We start from the raw sequence: 23490 nt of genomic DNA, 5'->3' as shown, positions 1-23490 counted from the left end.
GCATGGCTCTTTCCGTGCCCGCCATCATGAAGACGACGGCAGCTCGGCTTTCGGCGCTCTATCTCTTGCTCTTCGCGCTCTGCGCGGTGCTGCTTGTCTTCTACATGACCTCGCTGTCGGCGCGCATGCTGACGGCGCAGACGCAGGAAACCATCAACGACGAAGTGCTCGGTCTTGCCCGCGCCTATCAGCGCGGCGGCCTGCCGGTGCTGGTGCGCGTGGTCGAGGCCCGCTCGCGCCAGCCTGGCGCCAACCTTTATCTGATCGCCGACGCCAATGGCCAGATCCTGACCGGCAACGTGCAAAGCCTCGAACCTGGCGTGATCGACACCGAGGGTTGGACGACGGAGCCCTTCTCCTACAGGCGCTTCGGCGAGGGTGAGCTCGACCGCCTGCGCAGCGGAACGTCCGACCAGACGACGTCTCCTTCAAATGGCGAGAACACAGCTCAGCAGGCCGAAGGCGAGAAGGGCCACAACGCCATTGCGCTGGTGTTGCGGCTGCCAAACCAGATGATCATGCTGGTCGGGCGCGATCTTGGCGAACCGGAGCGCTTTCGCGCCGTCATCCGCCGTGCCCTGATGCTGGCGCTTGGCATGATGGCTCTGGGCGGCATCTTGATCTGGCTCTTCGTCGGCCGCGCGGCGCTGAAGCGCATCGACGGCGTTTCCGAGGCCAGCCGTCGCATCATGGGCGGTGATCTTTCCGGCCGGCTGCCTGTGACCGGCGCCGGCGACGAGTTCGATCGGCTTTCGGAGAACCTCAACGTCATGCTGGGCAGGATCTCAAGGCTCAACGAAGGCCTGAAGCAGGTGTCCGATAACATCGCGCATGATTTGAAGACGCCGCTGACCCGGCTGCGCAACCGGGCCGAAGCAACACTTTCCGGCAAGCACAAGCCCGCCGACTACCGCCAGGCACTGGAGGGCACAATTGCCGAGTCCGATCAACTGATAAAGACCTTCAACGCCATTCTGATGATCTCCCGGCTGGAGGCCGGATATTCTTCCGAAAATACCAATCGCGTCGATCTGGCGGCGGCGGTGCGCGATGTCGTCGAACTCTACGAACCGGTGGCCGAGGAGGCCGGCGTTTCGCTCAAAGCCGAGGTGAGCGGCGCATTTGTCGTCAACGGCAACCGCGAACTGATCGGCCAGGCGCTGTCCAACATCGTCGACAATGCAATCAAATATTCGACCGACTCCACGTCCAAGCCGGCGGTTCGCGTGACACTCGAGCGCACGCACGGCGAAATCAGGCTTTCCGTCGCCGACAACGGCCAGGGAATCCCGGACGATGCCGACCGCGCCCGGGCAACCGAACGTTTCGTGCGGCTGGAGAAGAGCCGTTCACAGCCCGGTTCCGGCCTTGGCCTGAGCCTCGCCAAGGCGGTCATGACATTCCATTACGGCCGGCTTGACCTGTTGCCTGGCAATCCCGGACTATCCGTGGTCATGAGTTTCCCCGCACGGGAGGATCACTGATGGCGGCCGTTGCCAAGCGCAGCACGACGGACTGGCTGCTGACGCCTCAGGCTCCGCTTGCGCCGCTCGACGAGGTGCGAGCGCGGCAGGAACTGGTTGAAGTCGCTGCATCGGCACGCGAAGAAGGGCTGACGCGGCTGGCCAGGTTCCTGGCTGGCAAGGGGAAGGGCCAGGATTTCCTCGCCGCCGTCTTCGACCTGTCTCCTTTCCTGCGCGATACGGCACGTCGCAGGCCCAGGATTCTGGACGGACTTTTCGACCAGCCGGTCGAGGACCGTCTGAAAGCGATCACCACCGCGATCGATCAGGCGCCATTGGCCGAGACAATATCCGAATCCAGCCTGATGATGGAGCTGCGTCAGTGCAAGGCCGAGGCGCATTTCCTGATCGCGCTGGCCGATCTTGCCGGCGAAGCCGAAACATCGCTGACCGTACGGCGGCTGAGCGATCTTGCCGATGCCTGCGCCCGCGCGGCCGTCGACTTCCTGCTGCGTGACGCGCATGGCCAGGGCAAGCTCAAGCTGCCGGACCTCGACAACCCGTCGCTGCAATCGGGCTGGATCCTGCTCGGCATGGGTAAGCTCGGCGCGCATGAGCTGAATTTCTCCTCCGATATCGATCTCGTCGTTTTCTTCGATCCCGAAGCGCCTGCCGTGGTCGATCCTCTCGACGCCACCGAACTGTTTTCGCGCCTCACGCGCCGGCTGGTGCGCATCCTGCAGGATCGTACTGAGCACGGCTATGTCTTCCGCACCGATCTGCGTCTGCGCCCCGATCCCGGTTCGACCCCGCTGGCGATCCCGGTCGAAGCGGCGCTGCGCTACTACGAAGCACGTGGCCAGAACTGGGAGCGTGCCGCGATGATCAAGGCGCGTCCGGTGGCCGGCGATCTGGCCGCGGGTGCGGCCTTCCTCAAGGAGTTGCAGCCCTATATCTGGCGCAAATACATGGACTACGCGGCGATTGCCGACGTCCACTCGATCAAACGCCAGATCCATGCCCACAAGGGTCATGGCGAGATCGCGGTGAAGGGTCACAATGTCAAGCTCGGCCGCGGCGGCATCCGCGAGATCGAGTTCTTCGTCCAGACCCAGCAACTCATCGCCGGCGGCCGCTTCCCGGAACTGCGCGGCCGCGAGACCGTGCCGATGCTCGGTCAGCTTGCGGCCCGCGGCTGGATCACCGTCGAGGCACGTGACGCGCTCGCCCGCCAATACTGGTTCCTGCGCCGTGTCGAACACGCCATCCAGATGGTGGCCGACGAGCAGACGCACACGCTGCCGGAAGATGATGAAGGGCTGGAGCGCATCGCCCGTATGCTTGGCTTTGCCGATGCCGCCGAGTTTGCCGGCGCGTTCCGAGCTTCGCTGCAGCAGGTCGAGCGTCACTATGCGGCGCTGTTTGAAACAGCACCCGAGCTTTCGGCGGGTATCGGCAATCTGGTCTTCACCGGCGACGTTGACGATCCAGACACATTGCGGACCTTGCATGGTCTCGGTTTTCACCGGCCGAGCGACATCTGCCGGGTCATTCGCGGCTGGCATTTCGGGCGCTATCGCGTCACCCGGTCGGCGGAGGCGCGCGAACGGCTGACGGAATTGACGCCGGCCTTGCTCAAGGCCTTCGGCCAGACCCGCCGGGCCGACGAAGCCTTGATCCGCTTCGACGAGTTCCTTGCCGGCTTGCCCGCCGGCATTCAGCTGTTCTCGCTGCTGCAGTCGAACCCGGCATTGCTCAGGCTGATGGCGACGATCATGGGCGCTGCACCCCGGCTGGCGGCGATCATCACGCGCCGGCCGCATGTTTTCGACGGCCTGCTCGATCCCGCTCTCCTGGCCGAACTTCCCGACCGCGCTTATCTCTCGGCGCGGCTGTCCGCCTTCCTCGAAGGTGACAGGGCCTACGAGGATGTGCTCGACCGGCTGCGCATCTTTGCCTCGGAGCAGAAGTTCCTGATCGGTGTGCGGCTGCTTGCCGGCTCGATCGATCCGGCCCGGGCCGGCCGAGCCTTTTCCGATCTCGCCGATCTGACCATAGAGGCGGCATTGCAAGCGGTGATGGCCGAATTCGCGGCACGCCACGGCACGATCGCCGGCGGCGTGGTTTCGCTGCTCGGCATGGGCAAGCTCGGCAGCCGCGAATTGACCGCCGGGTCGGATGTCGACCTCATCCTGCTTTACGACCATGATGCGGACGCCGAGGACTCCGGCGGTGAAAAGCCGCTGGCCGCTTCGCACTACTATGCACGCATGACGCAGCGGCTGATCTCGGCCGTATCGGCACCGACAGCGGAAGGGGTGCTCTACGAACTCGACCTGCGGCTGCGGCCGTCCGGCAACAAGGGCCCGGTGGCCACTCACATTGATGCCTTCAAGAAATACCAGCGCGAGGACGCCTGGACCTGGGAGCACATGGCGCTGTCGCGGGCACGCGCCATTGCCGGCGATATCGGCCTATGCACGGAAGTCGAAGCGGAAGTTGCCGCGGTGCTTGCCCAGCCGCGCGATCCGGCAAAGGTGAAGGCCGAGGCATCGGAGATGCGCGCCATGATCGAGACGGAAAAGCCGCCGCGCGATCTCTGGGACATCAAGCTGATCCCTGGTGGGCTGATCGATCTTGAATTCATCGCCCAGGTGGCCGCCATCACCGGGCAAGTTGAAGCCGGGCCGCGTGCCACCGGCACGGCGGAAGTCCTGTCACGTCTGGCACCCCGCTTCGCCGATGCCGGGGTCAGGCAGGAGCTTGGCGATGCCTATGGCCTCTATCTGGCACTGACCCAGATGACGCGGCTGTGTCTTACCGGCGCCTTCGAGCACGGGGATGTTCCGCCGGGGCTATCGGATCTGCTGCTGGCGGTCACCGACCTGCCGGATTTCAGTGTGCTGGAAGCACATCTCAAGGAAATGTCGCGAAAGGTCAGGAAGGATTTTGACCTTTTGCTTCGTGGCCGGCGACCGTAACGAACGGATATGCCGGGCCGCATCGGGGGTGACGATGCAACAGGAGAAGACCATGAGAAAGTCAACCAAACTTGCCCTTGCCTTCGCAGCCCTGGCCGGCGCCGTCGGCACCACCGCCTATGCCGAAAACAACGCCAGCGCAAAGATGCGGGACAGCATGATGGCGCGCCTCGACAAGGCGATGAGCGATTCAGATGGCGCCATCACCTTCGACCAATTCTCGGACGCCATGAACGCGCGGCTGAAGAAGCTCGTTGCCGCCAATGGCGGCAAGCTGACCGTCGCTCAGCTCGCCGACGCACTGGAGAAGGCGCGTTTCGAACGCATGGCCAGGCGTATCATCGCCCGCTACGACACCAGGGGCGACGGCACGCTGACCACGGATGACATCACCAGCCGCCAGAAGAAGGTCTTCGCCATGCTCGACAAGAACAATGACGGCAAGATCGAGAAAGGTGAGTTGCCGAAGGGAGGTCGCCATCACCGCCAATGGGATGACGAAGGTAACGATGGCGGCGTGCAGTGAGATTGTCAGATGCAGGCTCCGGCGACGTCAGCCGGAGCCTGTGTTCAGGCTGCAACCCTGACCGCTGGCGCCTTCTTGACCGGAATACGCACCGACACGATCGTGCCGACGCCTTCGGTCGAACGGATTTTCAGCGCGCCGCCCTGCAGTTCGGCCAGCGAGCGTGAAATGGCGAGGCCAAGGCCGGACCCGGCATGGTTCTTGGAAAACTGGTTCTGCACCTGTTCGAAGGGCCGCCCGAGCTTGCCGAGCGCTTCCTTCGGGATGCCGCAGCCATTGTCCTCGATGGTCAGCACCAGCGCGCTCGATGTGTTGCGGGCCCTGACCGATATGTGACCGCGCTGGCCGGTGAATTTCACCGCGTTGGACAAAAGGTTGATGACGATCTGCTTGATCGCGCGGCGATCGGCGATCAGTGTCAGCGCGTCGGCGATGCGCATTTCCACGGTGATCGCCTTCTGCGCGGCCTGCAACGAGACGACGCGGACCGTCTCGCTGATCAGCGGACCGAGATCGATCTGTTCCTGGTCCAGCGAGAACTGGCCGGCCTCGATCTTGGACATGTCGAGAATGTCGTTGATGACGCCCAGCAGGTATTTGCCGCTGCTGTTGATGTCGGTGGCGTACTCCTCGTAGCGCTCCGAGCCCAGCGGACCGAACAGCCCCTGTTCCATCAGTTCGGAGAACCCGATGATGGCGTTCAGCGGCGTGCGCAATTCATGCGACATGTTGGCCAGGAATTCGGATTTGGCCCGGTTCGCCGCTTCGGCGCGCTCGGTTTCCTTCATGTATTTGCGGTTGAGGTCGACGAGTTCGCGAGACCGTTCCTCTTCGGCACGGCGGGCGAGGCTGAGATCATGGATCGTCGCCATCAGCCGGCGCTCGCTGTCGACCAGTTTTTCCTGGTGCAGCTTGATCTGGGTGATGTCGGAGCCGACCGAGACGATGCCGCCATCCCTGGTCCTGAGTTCATTGACCTGCAGCCAGCGGCCGTCGGACAGCTGCCGTTCGAAAGTGGCGCCGCCTTGCGGACCATTTGTGTTGGCAAGCCGGCGCTCGGAAGCAAAGGCCAGCATCCGCTCTTCCAGGGAAGCGCGCGTCACGCCTGGCATCACGTCGCGATCCGAGAGCCCGTTGTCCTGCTGGTATTTGGAGTTGCACATGATCAGGCGCTGCGCCGAATCCCACAGCACGAAAGACTCGTTGATGTTCTCGATGGCCGTTCTCAGCCGCAGGTCGGCCGCCTCCGAACGCAGCGCCAGATGGCGCTGCTCGGTGACGTCGACAGCAATGCCGATGAGCTGGATTTCCGGTGCCTCCGGGTCCATGACCTGTGCGCGAGCGCGCATCCATACCCATTGGCCGTCGGCATGCCGCATCCGGAACACCTGGTCGATCTGGTCGATCTCGCGCGCGACAATCCTGTTGGCGAGTTCGAACAGGTCGCCGTCCTCGGGATGAATGATCTCGTCGACCTCGCCGAAGGACAGCATCGTCTCGCAGGGCTCGTAGCCCAGCATGTCGTACATCGAGCGCGACCAGTACATCTTGCCGCGCACCATGTCCCAGTCCCACAGGCCGCAACGGCCGCGAACCAGCGCCATGTCGATGCGCTGATGCGCTTCGAGATAGATGCGGTCGGCGGCCTGCGCGCGCGCCGCCTGCCCGAAATAGGCATAGAGGATGATGATCAGCACGCCGGCCGTCAGCACGAACAGGGTGACGTTCAGCGAGACGGTCTTGCGCCATGTGTCGAAGACGGCTTCCTGCGGCACAAGAGCCGCCGCGGCCCCTTTGCGATCCTGGGCAACGCTGACTGCGGCGTACCAGTCCTGCCCGCCGATGTTGACCTCCATGACGCCGGCGCGGTCGCCGAACATGAACAGCGGTTGGCCGCCCTGGACGAGGCCGTCGAGCGAATGGCCTTGCCAGGGCATCGAGCGTGGCGTCACCGCGGTGATCCTGAAGGCATTGTCGGTGATGACAAGCACGTGGCTGCGGCCCATCGCGCCCTGACGGCTGGTGGTCTCCAGCAGGTCCTGGACGGCCCCGGGCACGGTATCCGAGGTGGTGGCCAGCGAACTGGCCAGTTGACCCGCCGCCAGCGTCAGGATCGCCTTGGCATCGCGCTCGACGTCGTCGCGCTCGTTCATCAGTGACAGCACACGCAGCGCCGCGATGACGAGCAGGAAGACGATGATGAGCGCCGGTATCGACCGGCGCAGCAGCGGTTCGGCGGCCAGAAGCCGCTTGTAGGCCGGTTCGGCGATGAGCCGCGTATTCCCGGCAAGGCCGTCGCTGCGCGTCTCGCGATGCGCAAAAGCCATCCCACCGGGCGCGCCCCACGCGTCCGCCTTCGCCATAAATGGCACTCCCCGAATTTGCCTATGCTGCTTTGTGATCCGGCAAACGCCGCACTTCCGAATCGTCAGTAAAGAATCAAAGGTGATTCGCCTTGTCCAGTGGTCCGGCGAAAAAAGATTAAAAATCGACTAAAATAATGCCGAAGCGGCCGAGACGGACAAGGCCGAACCGCCTCCCTTGACGTTATGTAGTTTATAAACTACAATTCGCCATGATCGATTTGAAGCAGACCGAAACGTTCCGAAAATGGTGGACGCGACTAAAGGACGAGCGCGTCCGTGGCGTGATCTTTGCCCGGCTTGATCGTCTTGCCTACGGGCATCCGGGAGACGTTGAGCCCGTGGGAGAGGGGGATAAGCGAGTTGCGTATCCACTATGGCCCTGGCTACCGGGTCTATTTTCAGAAGCGGGGCAACACGATCATCGTACTCCTGTGCGGTGGCGACAAAAGCACCCAGAAAAAGGACATCAAAACGGCAAAACGTCTGGCACAAGAATGGAGTGAATGAGATGGCTGAAAAACTGACAACCTTTGATCCGGCCGAAGGCCTGACCTCCGATGAAGCGATTGCGGCATTCATGGCGGAAGCATTTGCTTCCGAAGATTCCGGCTATATCGCGCATGCGCTGGGTGTCGTTGCGCGCGCCAAGGGCATGGCCCAAATAGCCAGCCAGACGGGACTTTCGCGTGAACAGCTTTATCGCTCGTTCAGTGAGAACGGCAATCCGACCCTGAAAACGACGATTGCTGTGATGAAGGCCCTTGGAATCGAGCTGACCGCAAAGGCACAACCTCATCAGCCGGTGTGACAGATCCGCCCGGCAAAGAGCTTTGCATGCAGCACAATAGGCACTCACGCCAGCGTGCGCTCGACGATGTCGCGCAGATCCGCCGACAGGTTTTCGGCGTTGGCGATCGAAAGCAGCGCTTCCCGGGCCTTGGCCTGCCGGCCCGGCTCCAGCGAACGCCATGACCTCAGTGCCGTCGCAAGCCTTGCCGCCACTTGCGGATTGCGCTTTTCGACCTCGAGCACCGTCTGCGCAAAGAACCGGTAGCCTTCCCCGTCGGGGCGATGGAAGCCGGTCTGGTTGGCGCTGGAGAATGTGCCGATCAACGAGCGTACCCGGTTTGGGTTGGCCATCGAGAAGGCCGGATGAGCGGTCAGGGCGCGCACCATGTCCACCGCTTGGGGCCCCGGCACGCTGGCCTGGATCTGGAACCACTTGTCCATGACCAGCGGGTCTGAAGCATATTTCTTTTCAAAAGCCGCCAGCGCCTTGTCTGCCTCCGGCGAACCATGGTGGCGATGCGCGAGCACGGCAAGGGCGGAGGCGCGGTCGGTCATGTTGGTGGCGGACTGGAAATGTCCGGCGGCAAGTGCCGCTCCGCCCGGCAGCAGTGAGAGATAGTCCAGCAGGATATTGCGCAGCGCGCGTCGTCCGGCGCTTGCCGCATCCGGGCTGAATACGGCCTTGTCCGCGAGGCGATCATAGAGCTTCGCGAAGGATTCCCGGTTCGCCGTCGCGATGGCAAGCGCCAGCGCCTGTCGGGCAGTGTGGATGGCGTCGGGATCGATGTTCTTGCCGATATCGCGGGCGATGTCGGCATCGCCCGGCAGCGCCAGCGCCAACGCCCGGTAGGCGGTCTCCAGCGCCTCGTCGCCGGCAATACGGCCGGCAAGCTCGGTCAGCGGCGTCGCGAAGACCGGTTGCTTGCCGCCAAGGATCTCGCGGAACGCAGCAATCAGCGCATCGGTGAGCAGCGTGTTGAAGGCCTGCCAGCGGGAGAAGGCATCGCTGTCATGGCGGGCGAGGAAAAACTGATCGTCGGCCTTCTGCTCGACCGACAGAGTCACTGGTGCCGAAAAGCCGCGGTTGAGCGACACCGCCGGACGTTCCGCTACGCCAGAGAAACGCACCATATGCCTGCGCTTGCGGACATGGATGACGCCGTCCTCGACGCTGGCGCCCTCGACGCCGCTATATTCGACAGGCTTGCCGCCGGCGCCGATCAGGCCGAAGGCGAGCGGGATGTGCATCAGCCGCTTGCGGCTTTCGGAGGGTGTCGGCGGCACCGACTGCTCGATCTCGAGCGTGAACTCCTGCGCGGCCGGATTGTGCGTTGAACTGACCGTAAGGTTCGGCGTGCCGGCCTGATGATACCAGAGCGCGAACTGCGACAGGTCGCGGCCGGACGCGTCCTCGAACACCTTGATGAAGTCCTCGATCGTCGCCGCTTCGCCGTCGTGGCGCTCGAAATAGAGGTCCATGGCGGCACGAAAGGCGTCCGCCCCGAGGATGGTGCGGATCATGCGCACCACTTCGGAGCCCTTTTCGTAGACCGTGGCCGTGTAGAAATTGTTGATCTCGCGGTAGCGGCGCGGCCGCACCGGATGCGCCAGCGGACCCTGGTCCTCGGGGAACTGGTGCGCCCGCAGCGTGCGCACTTCGGCGATGCGCTTGACCGCGCGCGAGCGCTGGTCGGCGGAGAATTCATGGTCGCGGAAGACCGTCAGCCCTTCCTTCAGGCAAAGCTGGAACCAGTCGCGGCAAGTGATTCTGTTGCCTGTCCAATTGTGGAAATACTCATGCGCGATGATCGCCTCGATATTGGCGAAATCGGCATCCGTCGCCGTCTCCTGGTCGGCCAGCACATATTTGTCGTTGAAGATGTTGAGGCCCTTGTTCTCCATCGCGCCCATGTTGAAGTCGGACACGGCGACGATGTTGAAGACGTCGAGGTCGTATTCACGGCCAAACGCCTCCTCGTCCCATTTCATGGATCGCTTCAGCGCGTCCATGGCATAGCCGGCAAGCTTTTCCTTGCCGGGCTCGACATAGATGCCGAGCTCGACCTTGCGGCCGGACATTGTGATGAAACTGTCGGCGAGCTGGCCGAGATTGCCGGCCACCAGTGCGAACAGGTAGGACGGCTTGGGGAAGGGATCGTGCCAGACGGCATAGTGCCGGCCGTCGCCGAGATCGCCCTTGTCGACGGGATTGCCGTTGGACAGGAGCAGTGGTGCTTCGTCGCGCAGCGCCTCGATCCGCACGGTATAGAGGGACAGGGTATCGGGCCGATCGAGGAAATAGGTGATGCGGCGAAACCCTTCGGCCTCGCATTGCGTGCAATAGACATTGTTCGAGCGATAGAGGCCCATCAGGGTTTCGTTGCCGGCCGGCGCCAGTTCGGTCTCGATGAGCAGTTGGAAGCGATGCGCGGCCGGCGGCTTGAGAATGGTGAGTTGGTCAGGCGTCACCAGCAGATCGGCAGGTTTTGCCTTCTTGCCTTCGATCTCGACGCGCTTGAGCGTCAGCCCGTCGCCATCGAGCACCAACGGCGCCGACGCGGACACGCCGTCGCGGCGCTCGACCGTCAGTATTGCGGTGACGATCGTGGCATCAGGCGAAAGGCGGAAGGTGAGATTGGTCTGCGGAATGAGGTAATCGTTGGGGCGATAGTCTTCGAGCTTGAAGACCTGGCCGGTGTCCGTGCGCATTCCGTTGTTCTTCCTGTCGATTGCGTTGGAAGCGGATGGTTCCCGCTGGTCCAAGAAATTTGAAGTCCGCGCTCTTTACACGAAACGGTCCCTCGACAAAACTCAGCCGGTGCCTATTTCAGGCGTTCATTCTCGACATCTTCGCGAGGCAGTCATGCTGGCGGCCGCCGACGATCTCAAGGGATCCGGCGAGTTCGTGCGCGACGAGATGCCGCCGACGCCGGCGCGCATCTGGGCAACGATCCGGGAAGCGGCTAGATCATGATCCTGAACCGAAGGTCCGCGTCAGCAAAAGGTGGGTTTCCAGAAAAGATCATGGTCAAACAAGAAATTAGAGTCCTACCTCCACTTTGTCGGAATAGATTGGACTCGAAGTGACAGCCGGGCCAAGCAGGTCCGCAGTCGCGGCCAGTGACCATGCGGCCGGGCACAACACGCTGACCGGCATCACGCTCAAGATCATATCGGTGGCGGTCTTCGTCGGCATGTCGACCTGTATCAAGGCGGCGGGCACCGTGCCGGCGGGCCAGATCGTGTTCTTCCGCTCCTTCTTCGCCATCTTCCCGATCATTGCCTTCCTAGCCTTCAAGGGAAAGCTCGGCACGGCTTTCACCACCACGCGCCCGTTCAATCATATCGCGCGCGGCGTCGTTGGTGTCAGTGCGATGGGGCTCGGCTTCTTCGCCCTGACGCGGCTGCCGCTGCCCGAAGCAATCACGCTGAACTACGCCCAACCATTGCTGGTGGTGATGTTCAGTTCGATCTTCCTCGGCGAGGCCATCCGCGTTTATCGCTGGAGCGCGGTTGCGGTCGGTCTGGTCGGTGTACTGGTCATCTCCTGGCCGGAACTAACCCTGTTGAGCTCCGATGAAGCGCTCGGCGACCAGGAAGTGCTCGGCGTCATGGCCGCCCTTGTCGCCACGGCGATCTCGGCTGTCGCCATGCTGCTGGTACGCAACCTCGTGCAGACGGAGAAGACGGCGACCATCGTCCTATGGTTTTCGGTGACGGCGAGCGTCATGGCGCTGTTGTCGCTGCCGTTCGGCTGGCAGGCACTGACGTTATCGCAGGCCACGCTACTCATCATGGCCGGTTTCTGCGGCGGTCTCGGCCAGATCCTGATGACCTCGGCCTATCGCCATGCCGAGGCGTCGGTGGTGGCGCCGTTCGAATACACCTCGATGATCCTTGGCGTCGTCGTCGGCTATTTCGTCTTCGGCGATGTCGCCACGCTCAACACGCTTCTCGGCGGCCTGATCGTCGTTGCCGCCGGCATCTTCATCATCTGGCGTGAACGGCAACTCGGTCTGGAGCGAACCCGCACGCGCAAGGCGGCTCCGCCGCAGGGGTGATCAGGAGCGTTCGGTCCGTTCCTTCGCCAGCCGCACCAGCACCGATCGCGTCTGCTCGTCGGCCGGGAAAAAGGATTCGATCGCCAGTTCCGACAGGGTCACGTCGAGCGGTGTGCCGAAAACGGTGATAGTGCTGATGAACGACAGCACCTGATCGCCATGGGCAAGCCTGAGCGGATGCACGATGCCGTTGGGCTCGACGGGTGTTGGCCTGCTGCCCTTGAGGCCGGAAGGATAGCTGCGCAACTCGCGCTCCAGTTCGACCAGCACAGCGTCGCCGGTGGCGTCGTTCTGGTGCTTGAGACGCTCGAGCAGGTGCGTACGCCATTCCTGGAGATTGACGATGCGCGGTGCGATGCCGCCGGGATGCAGGCTGAGGCGAAGCACATTGACCGGCGGCGCCAGCAAGGTAGTCTCGCTGATATCGGCAAGAAAGGGAGCAATCGCGGCATTCGCCGAAACGAGGTTCCAGTGCCGGTCCACTGCCAGCGCCGGGAACGGTTCATGGCCCTTGAGCACCGTCTCGACCGCTGCCATCGCCGGCGCCAATGTTGTGTCGGTGAGCGGCCGTTCGCTGAAACTCGGCGCAAAGCCCGCGGCCAGCAGCAACTGGTTGCGTTGCCTAAGCGGGATCGCCAACTGCTCCGCCAAATGCAGCACCATCTCGCGCGAGGGTGCGGCACGCCCGCTTTCGACGAACGAGAGGTGCCGCTGCGAGATTTCTGCTTCCATGGCGAGATCGAGCTGGCTCATGCGGCGTCGCGTGCGCCATTCGCGGATAAGACTGCCGGCGGAAGTTTGGGCTGTTGTCATGGGGTGATGGTTAGGCGGCCAGGGACGGCATTTCAATTACCTGCGAGGTCATTGCTGGGTGAGCGCCCGCAGCTTCGCCTTCACCTCGAGAAAATCCCGCCACGCCAGCTTCTTGTGCGCGGGCGTCCGCAGGAGGTAGGCCGGATGCAGCGTCGGCATAGCAGGAATGGCGATGCCCGAGGCTGTGGTGTGGACACGCCAGTTGCCGCGCAGCCTGAGGATGCCTTCCGAACTGTTGAGCAAGGTTTTGGCCGACGGTCCGCCCAAATTGATCAGCACCTTGGGATTGACCAGTTCGATCTGCCGCTCGATGAACGGCCGGCAGATCTCGGTCTCGTGCGGCGTCGGCGTGCGGTTGCCCGGCGGCCGCCACGGAATGACGTTGGCGATGTAGACCGATGTACGGTCGAGCCCGATCGCGGCGAGCATGCGGTCGAGCAGCCGGCCGGAGCGGCCGACGAAGGGCAGGCCCTCTATGTCCTCGTCACGGCCGGGCGCTTCGCCGACCAGCATGACAGAGGCTTGCGGGTTGCCGTCGGCGAACACCAGGTTCTTGGCGGTGGCCTTGAGGTTGCAGCCGTCGAAGGCAGCCATATGCTGGCGAAGCTCTTCGAGTGTGGAGGCGCTTGTCGCTATCTGCCGGGCGAGGGCAGCCTGCGCCTCGTCGGGCACGGCGGCGGACACCGTGCGCGCCGGCGCATCCGGCACTTTGCTTGCATCCAACCCGGACGATGCCGCTTGCCGTCCTGGAGCCCTGCCTTGGTCGACGCCAGGGTCCGATGAAGGCCGTTCCTGGGGTCTGTTTTCGTGGGTGCGCGCGACCGGGGCAGGCGCGCGCTCGGATTGCTTCGGCCGAGAGGCTTCCGCAAACCGATCGATGGGTGTGTCCTCCAACGCCTCGTCGACGCCCGCGCTGGCATAGAAGGCGAGCAGTTCAGCGATGTCGGCTGGGTTGTTGGGAGCGGCGGCAGTCATGGCGCCACCATCGTCCGCGCGACCACGATTTGCAAGTTTGGGATTGGCGAAAGCTGCGATCGCACGCTTAAGGACGCATGTCCGGTCGCCTTCGCCAATCGCCAAGGCAGGCTCCCCCATGCATTCCGTTCAGCCTGCGCCCTATCCCGTCGGAATGCGCGGATCCTGCACCAGATAGAACGTCCATCGCGGGGTGTAATCGGTCACCAGGAATTCGAAGCTGGCGGTCTTCAGCGGATCGACCTTGCCGTTCTTGAACAGCAGCCGGTCATAGGGCTCGAACTCGCGGTCGAAATCGGCGAAATTGCTCGACCAGATATTGTCGGGCGTCTTGTTGCGCTGGTCGAAGGAAAGCCCGTCCCCAAACACGCTCGGCTGATCCAGCATTTCCTGAAGTTCGAACTGGAATTCGATCCAGGCCTGGCCGCTGTTGTTGAGCACGTCGATACGCATATACATGATGCCGTTGGCGAACTCGCCCGCCTTGCCGAATGTCTGGATCGGCTTTGTGGAGCGGATGGTCAGCGTCACCGGTGTCGCCGAATTCAGCTCTTCGGTGATGACCAGCGGATCGTCCTTGGTTCCAATGCCGGAAGCTCCGGTGATGCGGAAGCCGCCAAGCTCGTCGGAGAAGGAGTAGGCGCCTGTCGCCCAGACTTTCACCTCGCCCGCGGCGGCGTGCTCCGGTGCCGACATCAGAAGGGCCAAAAGTATCGCCCGGCAGGCCCGGCCGGGCGTGAAAAGAAAGCGCGTCGAAGAAAAGCCGGCTGGCCCAGGAATGCGCATGGCGGGAAGTATGGCCGATAAGCAAGCCGTCGAACAATCAAAAACGCGGGCGCGGCGGGTCGCGCCGGACACGAACGTCAGCCACGCCGCGGGATGCGCGACTTTTTGGCCAAATCCGCAATGTCACGTCTGCGCCGGTTTCCTGTCGCCAATTGATGCGCTATGCAGCGCAGGAGCCAGCAAGATACGCAACAGCGGCAAGCCAGTGCGGAGGGGTTGATGAGCGATATCGAACGCGAAAGCATGGAATTCGACGTGGTCATCGTCGGTGCCGGTCCGGCCGGCCTTGCCGCGGCCATCCGCCTCAAGCAGGTCAATCCCGAGCTTTCGGTTGTCGTGCTGGAAAAAGGCGGCGAGGTCGGTGCCCATATCCTCTCCGGTGCCGTGGTCGATCCGATCGGCATCGACCGGCTGCTGCCGGGCTGGCGCGACGAGGAGGGCCATCCTTTCAAGACGCCGGTCACCGACGATCACTTCCTGGTTCTCGGCCCCGCCGGCTCGTTTCGCCTGCCCAACTTCCTGATGCCGCCGCTGATGAACAATCACGGCAATTACATCGTCTCGCTCGGCAATGTCTGCCGCTGGCTGGCTGGCAAGGCCGAGGCCCTCGGCGTCGAGATCTATCCGGGCTTTGCCGCCGTCGGGCTGCTCTACAATGAACAAGGCGCCGTCACCGGCGTCGTTACCGGCGACATGGGCGTCGAGAAGGACGGCACGCACGGCCCGGGCTTCGCGCCGGGCATGGCGCTGATGGGCAAATATGTGCTGATCGGCGAAGGCGCGCGCGGCTCGCTCGCCAAGCAGCTGATCGCCAGATACAAGCTTTCCGATGGCCGCGAGCCCGGCAAATACGGCATCGGCCTCAAGGAGCTCTGGCAGGTCAAGCCGGAGAACCATCGGCCGGGCCTGGTCCAGCATTCCTTCGGCTGGCCGCTCGACATGAAGACCGGCGGCGGCTCCTTCCTATACCATCTCGAGGATAACCAGGTGGCGGTCGGCTTCGTTCTCCACCTCAATTACAAGAACCCCTATCTGTCACCCTTCGAGGAATTCCAGCGCTTCAAGACCCATCCGGCAATCCGCGGCACCTTCGAGGGTGCCAAGCGCCTGGGCTATGGCGCGCGCGCCATCACCGAGGGCGGCTGGCAGTCGGTGCCGAAACTGTCCTTCCCCGGTGGCGCGCTGATGGGTTGCGCCGCGGGCTTCGTCAACGTGCCGCGCATCAAGGGCTCCCACAATGCGGTGCTGTCGGGGATGCTGGCGGCCGAGCATGTCAGCGGAGCAATTTCCGCTGGCCGCGCCAATGACGAGCTCACCTCCTACGAGGCGGCCTGGCGCGCGACCGACATCGGCAAGGATTTGAAGAAGGTGCGCAACGTCAAGCCGCTCTGGTCGCGCTTTGGCACCATCGTCGGCGTCAGCCTCGGCGGCCTCGACATGTGGCTGAACACGCTGTTCGGCGCCTCGCCCTTCGGCACGCTGAAGCACGGCAAGGCCGATTACGCCACGCTCGAGCCCGCCGCCCAGCACAAGAAGATCGCTTATCCCAAGCCCGATGGCGTGCTGACCTTCGACCGCCTGTCCTCGGTGTTCCTGTCCAACACCAATCACGAGGAAAACGAGCCGGTCCACCTGCTGGTCGGCGACATGGACCTGCTGAAACGCTCCGAGCATGATGTCTTCGCCGGACCCTCGACACGCTACTGTCCGGCCGGCGTCTACGAATGGGTCGACAAGGATGGCAATGCCGCGGCCGATCCGGCGGCGAAGGATGTGCGCTTCGTCATCAACGCGCAGAACTGCGTCCACTGCAAGACCTGCGACATCAAGGACCCGAACCAGAACATCAACTGGGTGCCGCCGCAAGGCGGTGAAGGGCCGGTCTACCAAGGCATGTGACCCGCGCCGCCGGCCGTCTGATGCGCCAGCAAAAATGCCGGTGAGCATTCGGTCTACCGGGGCATGTAAGACTGCAGGACCGTTGAAACGCTCACCGGCTTATGGTTCTTTTCTCGGGGGACAGGGAGAAAGACCATGCGCCTGACGGTTCTGAGCTGCCTCGTCACCATCGGAGCGCTGTGCGCGCCAGAGGCCTTGGCCGGCACCAGGGCAGTCATCCAGACGCGGACCTACGACATTACGGGAAGCTCGGGCGCCGCCCTCGTCGAGGCGATGGACAGCAAAGGCCCCAAGCACGGCTTCATGACGCATGCCATCGCCCAAACTGCCTATACAGTCGACTGGAAACTCGACGGTAATCAGGACAACGGCTTCTGCCGGTTGCAGCAGGTCGATGGCACGCTCAACCTGTTCTACACCTTCCCTCGCGTTGCCTCGCCCGTGACGCCGGCGCTGAACAGGCGTTGGGTCAGGTTTTTCGCCGGTGTTCGCGCCCATGAGGAAACGCATGGGCGCATCGCCAGACAGATGATGCGCGCCGCTGAAAGGTCGATAGCCGGCCTGCGGGTCGCAAACGACCCGTTCTGCTACAAGATGCGCCGCGAGGCGCGGCTTCGCATCCAGGCTGTCTATGCCGAATATGAGGCCAGACAAAATGCCTTCGACCGGCGTGAGCATAGCAATGGCGGCCATGTCGAACATCTGATCGTTGCCTTGATCGGAAAACCATGAACGAGCGATCCGTTCGCCATCTCGACGCGTCGCGGCGTCGCACGCATGCTCTATTTGTTTGACGCGTCAGCCGTGCGGCTTGGCTGGCAAGTCGCTCGCCGCGAGCGCTGTGGCGTGCCCATCTTCAGGCTGCTTCTCATCGGATCGAACCGAGAACTCGACCAGCACGGGCAGATGGTCTGAGCCGGTATCCTCCAGCCGCGTCGACGACAGGATCGTCAGCCCGCCCTTGCTGAACACCTGATCGATCGGCAGGCCTGCATAGCGGCGCAGGAAATCGGGCAGTGTCCGGTGGATCCAGGTCGGGCCGGCTGAAGGCATAAGTGTCAGTCCGCCGAGAGCCGCGACCCGCCGCACCGCCGCGCTCCACGGCACGGCGTTACAATCGCCGGCCATGATCGCGGTCTGGCCGAGCCCGGCCAGCGGTTCGGCCAGTTCGCCGATCTGCCAGTATTGCTCCTTCGGCCATGGCCAGCTCAAATGGATCGCGGCGACATCGACGTCGGTCCCGCCGAAGTCGATGGTGGCGGTCGCCATCGCGCCGCGCGGCTCGCAGCGCGGCGTGGTGCCGGTGGCAAACGGCCGGCGCGACAGCAGCGCCACCCCGAACATGCCGTTCGGGTAAGGGCACAGGATGCGGTAGGGGTAGGCGCTGGTGATATAGCCAAGCTCGGTCGTCCACATGCCAGACACTTCGTCGAGCGTGATCACGTCCGGATTGGTGCGGCCGATCAGGGAGAGCACCTTCTTCGGTGTCGGGTTGTTGAAGCGCAGATTCATCTGCAGCAGACTGTAGACCATCCGATCCGCAGGCTTGGCAACTGCAGGCTGCGGCCAAAGCCTCGGCAGCGCGCTTGCCGTCGTGGCCAGGCAGGCGACGGCAAAGAGCAGCGCAGCCGCCGCTTGCAGCCGAAACGAGCTGGCCAGCAGCGGCAATGCCACAAGCGCGACAAGCACGCTGAGGTGAATGCGGAAATGCGCGAAGGAATCGAAAGCAGGGTGCAGCATGCCGAAGAACCCGGCCAACAGCGCGGCCGACAATGCCGTCATCGCCAGGAATGCCAACCCAGCCACCATGTTCGAGTGAGCGCCTGCTGTCATTGAGGTCTTGTCTGCTGAATGCCGCCTGACGATCCGTCCGATCTGCTTATCGGCCAAATTGCGGCCTGAGCAAGACGACGAATTGCCTTGCCGTGGCCTCGCGACCGCCTACTGAAACGCTGTCTCCGAAAAGCTCCGGAGCTTGCGCGAATGCAGCCGCTCCATCGGCATCTCGGCCAGCTTCTCCATCGCCCTGATGCCGATGGTCAGGTGCTGCGCCACCTGCCGCTTGTAGAACTCGGTCGCCATGCCGGGCAGCTTCAGCTCGCCATGCAGCGGCTTGTCGGAAACGCACAGCAGCGTGCCGTAGGGCACGCGGAAGCGGAAGCCATTGGCGGCGATCGTCGCCGATTCCATGTCGAGCGCAATGGCGCGCGACTGCGACAGGCGCTGCACCGGTCCGCGTTGGTCGCGCAGTTCCCAATTGCGGTTATCGATGGTGGCGACCGTGCCGGTGCGCATGATGCGCTTCAGATCGTAGCCGGACAGGCCGGTGATCTCGGCAACCGCCTCCTGCAGCGCCACCTGGATCTCGGCCAGCGGCGGGATCGGCACCCAGACCGGAAGGTCGTCGTCCAGCACATGATCCTCGCGCACATAAGCGTGCGCCAGCACATAGTCGCCGAGCGCCTGGGTGTTGCGAAGGCCGGCGCAATGGCCAAGCATTACCCAGGCATGCGGCCTCAGCACAGCGATATGGTCGGTGATCGTCTTGGCGTTCGAAGGGCCAACCCCGATATTGACCATGGTGATGCCGCCATGGTTCGGCTTCTTCAAATGATAGGCCGGCATTTGCGGCAAGCGCTGTGGTCCAACGCCTTCGCTGGGCGCGCTCTGTCCGGCCCTGGTCACGACATTGCCCGGCTCGACGAATTCCGCATAACCGTCGCCGCCCTTCTCCATCAGGTCGCGGGCGCGGGCGACGAACTCGTCGATGTAGAACTGGTAATTGGTGAACAGCACGAAGTTCTGGAAATGCTGCGGGCTTGTGGCCGTATAGTGCGTCATGCGGTGCAGCGAATAGTCGATGCGCTGTGCCGTGAACGGGGCCAGCGGCCTTGGTTCGCCCAAGGCCACTTCGAACGTGCCGTTGGCGATCTGGTCGTCGGTGCCGTCGAGATCCGGCACGTCGAACAGGTCGCGGATCGGCCGCTCGATGCGTTCTGCTGCGGCGCCGTCGACATAGGTGCCCTCCAAGAAGGCGAAATGCAGCGGGATCGGTGTGGTCGATTCCGAGACCGTCACCGACACACCGTGATTTCTCATGATCAGGCGAAGCTGCTCGATCAGGTAGTTCTCGAACAGCTGCGGCTGGGTAATCGTGGTGGCGAAATGGCCGGGCGTCGGCATATGGCCGTAAGCCTGGCGCGAATCGACCTGGGTGAACGAACTCGTGGTGACGCCGATCTCGGGATAGAAGGCCCGGTAGCGCTTGCTGCTGTCGCCGCCGGCGGCAAGCGCCGAGAAGGAGTCGCGCAGGAACTTGGTGTTGCGGTCGTAAAGCCGCTGCAGTGCGGCAACGGCTTTTTCGGCCCTGTCGAAGCTTTGCCGGCCAAAAGGCTCCGGCATTACGACCGATTCGATGGCTTGGGGGTAGATTCGCTTTTCCATGGCTCAATATAGAGACTTGGACGGGCGGTTGGGAGGGGTGTCGCTGCCGAAGGCGCTCAAAGCGCCATTTTTCTTTATCCTCGCTGCAGGCTGACCAGCAGAACGAAGCCGACGCCGGACTTCTTCAGCGCAGGTGCCTCGATTGTCGACCGGGTATCGGCGCGCATCATCGGCACGGCCAGAACCGGGGCGGCCAGAAGCACCAGGATAAGCGCCGCCCGCGGCAGGAGCCGGAGGGTCTTGAGAGCGTTGGCGGCGATACGGTTCATGATGTCTGAGCTTTTCTTTTCGAGGTCCGGTTCTTCTCAGTGACGAAGGTTGGTCGGGCATGCGAGACGGCACATTCTGGTGGCTTCGTCCCAGGAGCGGGGCGAACGGCCCGCTTCGGCGACCAGGATGGCGAAGAACATTCCAAACAGGCTCATCAGCAGGCAGACGATGGTGAAGCGGCGAGCGAGCATTGGTCCGTGTCTCCTTCAACACCCAGGAGAATGCCCCAACGCCTCTGAACCGGCTCTGATGCCGATGTTCATCTGCGGTTCAAGTTGATTGACGGGATCTGAGCGGGCTCGCCGCCGCCCGAATGGCGCGCGTCGAGAGCGAGGGGCAGCGTGTCGATGAAACGAAAACGGGGCCCGCAGGGCCCCGTCGTCATGTCACAAGGATGATGCCGATCACAGCTTGTGCCAGGTCTGGCTCTTGCAGATCAGTCCGCCGAGCACGCAACCGCTCATCTTGAGCGAGGTGCCCGTCAATGTCGCCTTGCCCGAATAGGTCTTGTCGTTCGCCGGATCGGTGATGCTGCCGGCATATTTGTTGTCGCCAGCCGCCTTGAGCGAGCCGATGGTCTTGCCGGTATATTTGCCTGATTTGAGCGTGATGGAGAACGCGTCGCTGCCTGAAATGGCTGCGGTGTCACCGGCTTGTGTCTTCCAATTGCCCTCGATCGGATCGGCCCATGCCGCGCCGGCCATGATCAATGTGGCTGCAAGGGCCAGGCTCACTTTTCGAAACATGTCTTCCTCCCTATGGATATCCGGCCGGATACTCCGCCTCGCCGGTGTGCCGCTTACGCAAACGTAAGCTAATCCAGCTCCCGTCAAAACAAAAGCGGTGCCGCAACGGAAGACTTTGGCATTTTGAAACCGCCTGAATTGGCCTCGTCGCAGAGGAAATGAAAACGACCGGCGCGTCGTGTTTGTTTCCCGTGGTTAGCGGAGTGTTGATTCCCACCTCGAAAATTTTCGTCAAATTTGGCGAAAACCGGCTGAATCGCTGAGTTCGTATCCTTAATGAAATTCCACGTTTACCTCTTGTTTTAGCTTTGTTTTCCCCAAATTAAGCACGCCATTTAACGACGGATTCAAGCCTCAACGGCATTCTCGAAAGCATCGAAAGAGCGGCCCGGACAAGACACACGGAGGCAGCTCTCGGGAGCCAGACAGGGGACTAAAATGGCACGTTTTGAAATGCTTGAAGCAGGCTTCGGCGCCATGGGGGCAACTGCCCAGGCCGACATTCTTTTCGAACTGGGCATGATGTATGCGACCGGCCGCGACTGCGAGACCGATGTCGTTGCCGCCCACAAATGGTTCAACATCGCCGCCATCAAGGGTTCGGCCCGCGCCGCGGAACTGCGCTCGGAACTGTCGGCGGCCATGTCGAAGGTCGAGATCGCCAAGGCGCTGCGCGAAGCCCGCGAATGGATGACCATGCATTAAGTTTCCGCCAGACGGGGAAGCTCGGGTCAAGACCGCTCGAAGACGGTCGGGCCAAAACAGGGATAAGGCTGCGCAGACAGCCGGGCCACAGGCCAATAACGAGAATGCGGCAGGCCGAATTGGCCAAGCCGCGCAGTGGACCATGATCCGAAAGGTGGAATCCGGACAGGATCATGGCCGGAAGACAGGGAAGGCAAAGTTGGGTTCGCGGCGCGGGGGCGCTGGGGAAACAGCCTGACAGGCAAAAAAAGCCACGACCAGCCGGAACAAGGTTGGCGTGGCTTTTTTGCGTGGCCTCACAGGCCCAATCGAGCGGCGCCAATGCGCCTAGACAGGCCCGATGAAGGATGAAATTGTCCCGCCTCTGGAAGAAGCGCGGCCGGGGCGGCCGCGCGTGAGTGGAGGAGTTCCATTGTCATGAAAAAAATGAGTATTTTGAGCGCGGCCTTTTTCGGCCTGATGATGAGTGCGCCGGTCGCATTCGCCGACGACATGACCGTCTCGGTGGTCGGCCCGATGACCGGACAGCTCGCCACCATCGGCGATCAGTTCAAGCAGGGCGCACAGGCTGCCGCCGATGCCATCAACGCCGCGGGCGGCGTCAACGGCTCGATGATCAAGCTCGATATCGAGGACGACCAGTGCGATCCCAAGCAGGCGGTGTCGGTCGCCAACCGCATCATCGCCAACGGCGTCAAGTTCATTGACGGCCATGCCTGCTCGGGCTCGAGCATTCCGGCCTCGGCGGTCTATGCCGAAGCCGGTGCGCTGATGATGAGCCCGGCTTCCTCGAACCCGGTGCTGACCGACGCGGCCGCCAAGGCCGGCTGGCCGACAATCATGCGTCTCTATACGCGTGACGACGCACAGGGCGCCTTCATCGGGCCGTGGATCGCCAAGAAGTATGCCGGCAAGAAAGTCGTCATCCTGCACGACAAGAGCGCTTACGGCCAGGGCGTGGCTGACGCCGTCAGGGCAACGATGAATGCCGGCGGCCTGAAGGAAGTCTACTATGACGCCATCAATCCTGGCGAGAAGGACTATTCGGCGCTCGTCACCAAGCTGAAGGATCTCAAGGCCGATGTGGTCTATTTCGGCGGCTACCATCCAGAAGCCGGCCTGATCCTGCGTCAGTCGGCCGAACAGAACCTGAAGTTCCAGCTGATCATGCCGGACTCCATCGCTACGCCGGAATTCTGGCAGGTTGCCGGTCCGGCCGGCGAGGGCACCATGTTCGTGTTCCCGTCGGATCCGCAGGCAAAGCCGGAAGCCAAGGCGGCCGTCGAGAAGATCAAGGCCGGCGGCTTCGTGCCGGAAGGCTTCACGCTGTTCTCTTACGCCGTGGTCCAGGCTTTCGCCGAAGGCATCAAGCGTGCCGGCAGCGACGATCCGGCCAAGGTTGCCGAGGCGTTGAAGAACGGCACGCCGATCAGCACCGTTGTCGGCGACGTCACCTTCGACGAGAAGGGCGATCTCAAGAACGCCAGCTACGACATCAACCAGTGGCATGACGGCAAGTACGCGCCGATCGCGCAGTAATCGCTACCATTTCGCCGCTGGAAATGGCCGGGCTTGCCCGGCCATTTTCGATTTGGTCTGCGCTCTACGGCGCCCCCCTCTGTCCTGCCGGACATCTCCCCCACAAGGAGGGAGATTGGCCGCTTCG

At 62.9% G+C, this 23490-nt stretch carries 20 protein-coding genes and 1 pseudogene; 11 read left to right on the top strand and 10 right to left on the bottom strand.

The features are described 5' to 3' along the window. Nucleotides 1-2 precede the first annotated feature (2 nt). Genes JT360_RS19005 through JT360_RS18995 form a run of 3 tightly spaced genes read left to right on the top strand, consistent with a single transcriptional unit; the run spans nucleotide 3 to nucleotide 4970 of the window. The gene (locus JT360_RS19005; RefSeq protein ID WP_214473266.1) at nucleotides 3-1484 is read left to right on the top strand and encodes a sensor histidine kinase; all 1482 of its coding nucleotides are present in this window, start codon (nucleotides 3-5) and stop codon (nucleotides 1482-1484) included. Then, the gene (locus tag JT360_RS19000) at nucleotides 1484-4444 is read left to right on the top strand and encodes a bifunctional [glutamine synthetase] adenylyltransferase/[glutamine synthetase]-adenylyl-L-tyrosine phosphorylase (RefSeq protein ID WP_214473265.1); all 2961 of its coding nucleotides are present in this window, start codon (nucleotides 1484-1486) and stop codon (nucleotides 4442-4444) included. The genes JT360_RS19005 and JT360_RS19000 overlap by 1 nt, the downstream gene beginning before the upstream one ends. Nucleotides 4445-4496: 52 nt before the next feature. Next, nucleotides 4497-4970: an EF-hand domain-containing protein gene (locus tag JT360_RS18995; RefSeq protein WP_214473264.1), complete on the top strand. Its 474-nt coding sequence runs from the start codon at nucleotides 4497-4499 to the stop codon at nucleotides 4968-4970. 44 nt (nucleotides 4971-5014) lie between these two features. Here the strand turns inward: JT360_RS18995 and JT360_RS18990 are convergent, their stop codons facing one another. Beyond that, nucleotides 5015-7333: a PAS domain-containing sensor histidine kinase gene (locus tag JT360_RS18990; protein WP_214473263.1), complete on the bottom strand. Its 2319-nt coding sequence runs from the start codon at nucleotides 7331-7333 to the stop codon at nucleotides 5015-5017. Nucleotides 7334-7545: 212 nt separating this feature from the next. On the opposite strand from JT360_RS18990, the pseudogene JT360_RS18985 reads away from it, so the two are divergent. Both JT360_RS18985 and JT360_RS18980 read left to right on the top strand, forming a co-directional pair. Then, nucleotides 7546-7843: pseudogene (locus JT360_RS18985) on the top strand (type II toxin-antitoxin system RelE/ParE family toxin). 1 nt (nucleotide 7844) lies between these two features. Continuing rightward, nucleotides 7845-8144, top strand: a complete 300-nt coding sequence (locus JT360_RS18980; RefSeq protein WP_214473262.1) for an addiction module antidote protein — start codon at nucleotides 7845-7847, stop codon at nucleotides 8142-8144. Nucleotides 8145-8188: 44 nt separating this feature from the next. Here JT360_RS18980 and pepN read toward each other — a convergent pair whose 3' ends face one another. Beyond that, nucleotides 8189-10834 (bottom strand): aminopeptidase N, encoded by a 2646-nt coding sequence (pepN, locus tag JT360_RS18975; RefSeq protein ID WP_214473261.1) that lies wholly within the window; start codon nucleotides 10832-10834, stop codon nucleotides 8189-8191. On the opposite strand from pepN, the gene JT360_RS18970 reads away from it, so the two are divergent. Beyond that, entirely contained in the window at nucleotides 10821-11099 is a 279-nt protein-coding gene (locus JT360_RS18970) for a hypothetical protein (RefSeq protein WP_214473260.1), read from the top strand. The genes pepN and JT360_RS18970 overlap by 14 nt on opposite strands. A 109-nt stretch (nucleotides 11100-11208) precedes the next feature. Further along, nucleotides 11209-12186, top strand: a complete 978-nt coding sequence (locus tag JT360_RS18965) for a DMT family transporter (protein WP_214473259.1) — start codon at nucleotides 11209-11211, stop codon at nucleotides 12184-12186. On the opposite strand, the gene JT360_RS18960 is transcribed toward JT360_RS18965, so the two are convergent. From JT360_RS18960 to JT360_RS18950, 3 genes are all read right to left on the bottom strand, one after another. Further along, nucleotides 12187-12999 (bottom strand): helix-turn-helix domain-containing protein, encoded by an 813-nt coding sequence (locus JT360_RS18960; RefSeq protein WP_214473258.1) that lies wholly within the window; start codon nucleotides 12997-12999, stop codon nucleotides 12187-12189. Between the two features lie 48 nt (nucleotides 13000-13047). Then, nucleotides 13048-13974: a uracil-DNA glycosylase gene (locus JT360_RS18955; RefSeq protein ID WP_214473257.1), complete on the bottom strand. Its 927-nt coding sequence runs from the start codon at nucleotides 13972-13974 to the stop codon at nucleotides 13048-13050. Nucleotides 13975-14115: 141 nt separating this feature from the next. Next, nucleotides 14116-14760, bottom strand: a complete 645-nt coding sequence (locus JT360_RS18950) for a hypothetical protein (protein ID WP_214473256.1) — start codon at nucleotides 14758-14760, stop codon at nucleotides 14116-14118. Between the two features lie 219 nt (nucleotides 14761-14979). Here JT360_RS18950 and JT360_RS18945 point away from each other — a divergent pair, with 219 nt between their 5' ends. Together JT360_RS18945 and JT360_RS18940 are read left to right on the top strand one after the other, a co-directional pair. Further along, nucleotides 14980-16659 carry an electron transfer flavoprotein-ubiquinone oxidoreductase gene (locus tag JT360_RS18945; protein ID WP_214473255.1) on the top strand — a complete coding sequence of 560 codons (1680 nt, stop codon included), beginning with the start codon at nucleotides 14980-14982 and terminating at the stop codon, nucleotides 16657-16659. A 135-nt stretch (nucleotides 16660-16794) separates the two neighbouring features. Beyond that, nucleotides 16795-17391 carry a DUF922 domain-containing Zn-dependent protease gene (locus JT360_RS18940; RefSeq protein WP_214473254.1) on the top strand — a complete coding sequence of 199 codons (597 nt, stop codon included), beginning with the start codon at nucleotides 16795-16797 and terminating at the stop codon, nucleotides 17389-17391. Nucleotides 17392-17457: 66 nt separating this feature from the next. On the opposite strand, the gene JT360_RS18935 is transcribed toward JT360_RS18940, so the two are convergent. The 5 genes from JT360_RS18935 to JT360_RS18915 form a co-directional block, all read right to left on the bottom strand. Next, nucleotides 17458-18492, bottom strand: coding sequence for an endonuclease/exonuclease/phosphatase family protein (locus JT360_RS18935; RefSeq protein WP_250888907.1), 1035 nt, complete (start codon nucleotides 18490-18492; stop codon nucleotides 17458-17460). Between the two features lie 108 nt (nucleotides 18493-18600). Beyond that, the gene (locus tag JT360_RS18930; protein ID WP_250888906.1) at nucleotides 18601-20061 is read right to left on the bottom strand and encodes an AMP nucleosidase; all 1461 of its coding nucleotides are present in this window, start codon (nucleotides 20059-20061) and stop codon (nucleotides 18601-18603) included. A gap of 116 nt (nucleotides 20062-20177) precedes the next feature. After that, nucleotides 20178-20372 carry a hypothetical protein gene (locus JT360_RS18925; RefSeq protein ID WP_214473252.1) on the bottom strand — a complete coding sequence of 65 codons (195 nt, stop codon included), beginning with the start codon at nucleotides 20370-20372 and terminating at the stop codon, nucleotides 20178-20180. 36 nt (nucleotides 20373-20408) lie between these two features. Beyond that, the gene (locus JT360_RS18920) at nucleotides 20409-20564 is read right to left on the bottom strand and encodes a hypothetical protein (RefSeq protein ID WP_181178630.1); all 156 of its coding nucleotides are present in this window, start codon (nucleotides 20562-20564) and stop codon (nucleotides 20409-20411) included. A gap of 213 nt (nucleotides 20565-20777) precedes the next feature. Beyond that, nucleotides 20778-21119, bottom strand: coding sequence for a DUF2147 domain-containing protein (locus JT360_RS18915; protein WP_214473251.1), 342 nt, complete (start codon nucleotides 21117-21119; stop codon nucleotides 20778-20780). 438 nt (nucleotides 21120-21557) lie between these two features. Here JT360_RS18915 and JT360_RS18910 point away from each other — a divergent pair, with 438 nt between their 5' ends. Further along, nucleotides 21558-21824, top strand: a complete 267-nt coding sequence (locus JT360_RS18910; protein WP_010915070.1) for an SEL1-like repeat protein — start codon at nucleotides 21558-21560, stop codon at nucleotides 21822-21824. Nucleotides 21825-22241: 417 nt separating this feature from the next. Further along, on the top strand, nucleotides 22242-23363 hold the full coding sequence (locus JT360_RS18905) for a branched-chain amino acid ABC transporter substrate-binding protein (RefSeq protein WP_214473250.1): 1122 nt from the start codon (nucleotides 22242-22244) through the stop codon (nucleotides 23361-23363). Nucleotides 23364-23490: the final 127 nt, after the last annotated feature.

Origin of the sequence: Mesorhizobium sp. dw_380, from assembly GCF_018588885.1 — a bacterium.
Classification (GTDB): Bacteria; Pseudomonadota; Alphaproteobacteria; order Rhizobiales; family Rhizobiaceae; genus Mesorhizobium.
Note: the sequence above shows the minus strand (reverse complement) of the source record. Positions and strands in the feature narration are given on the sequence as shown.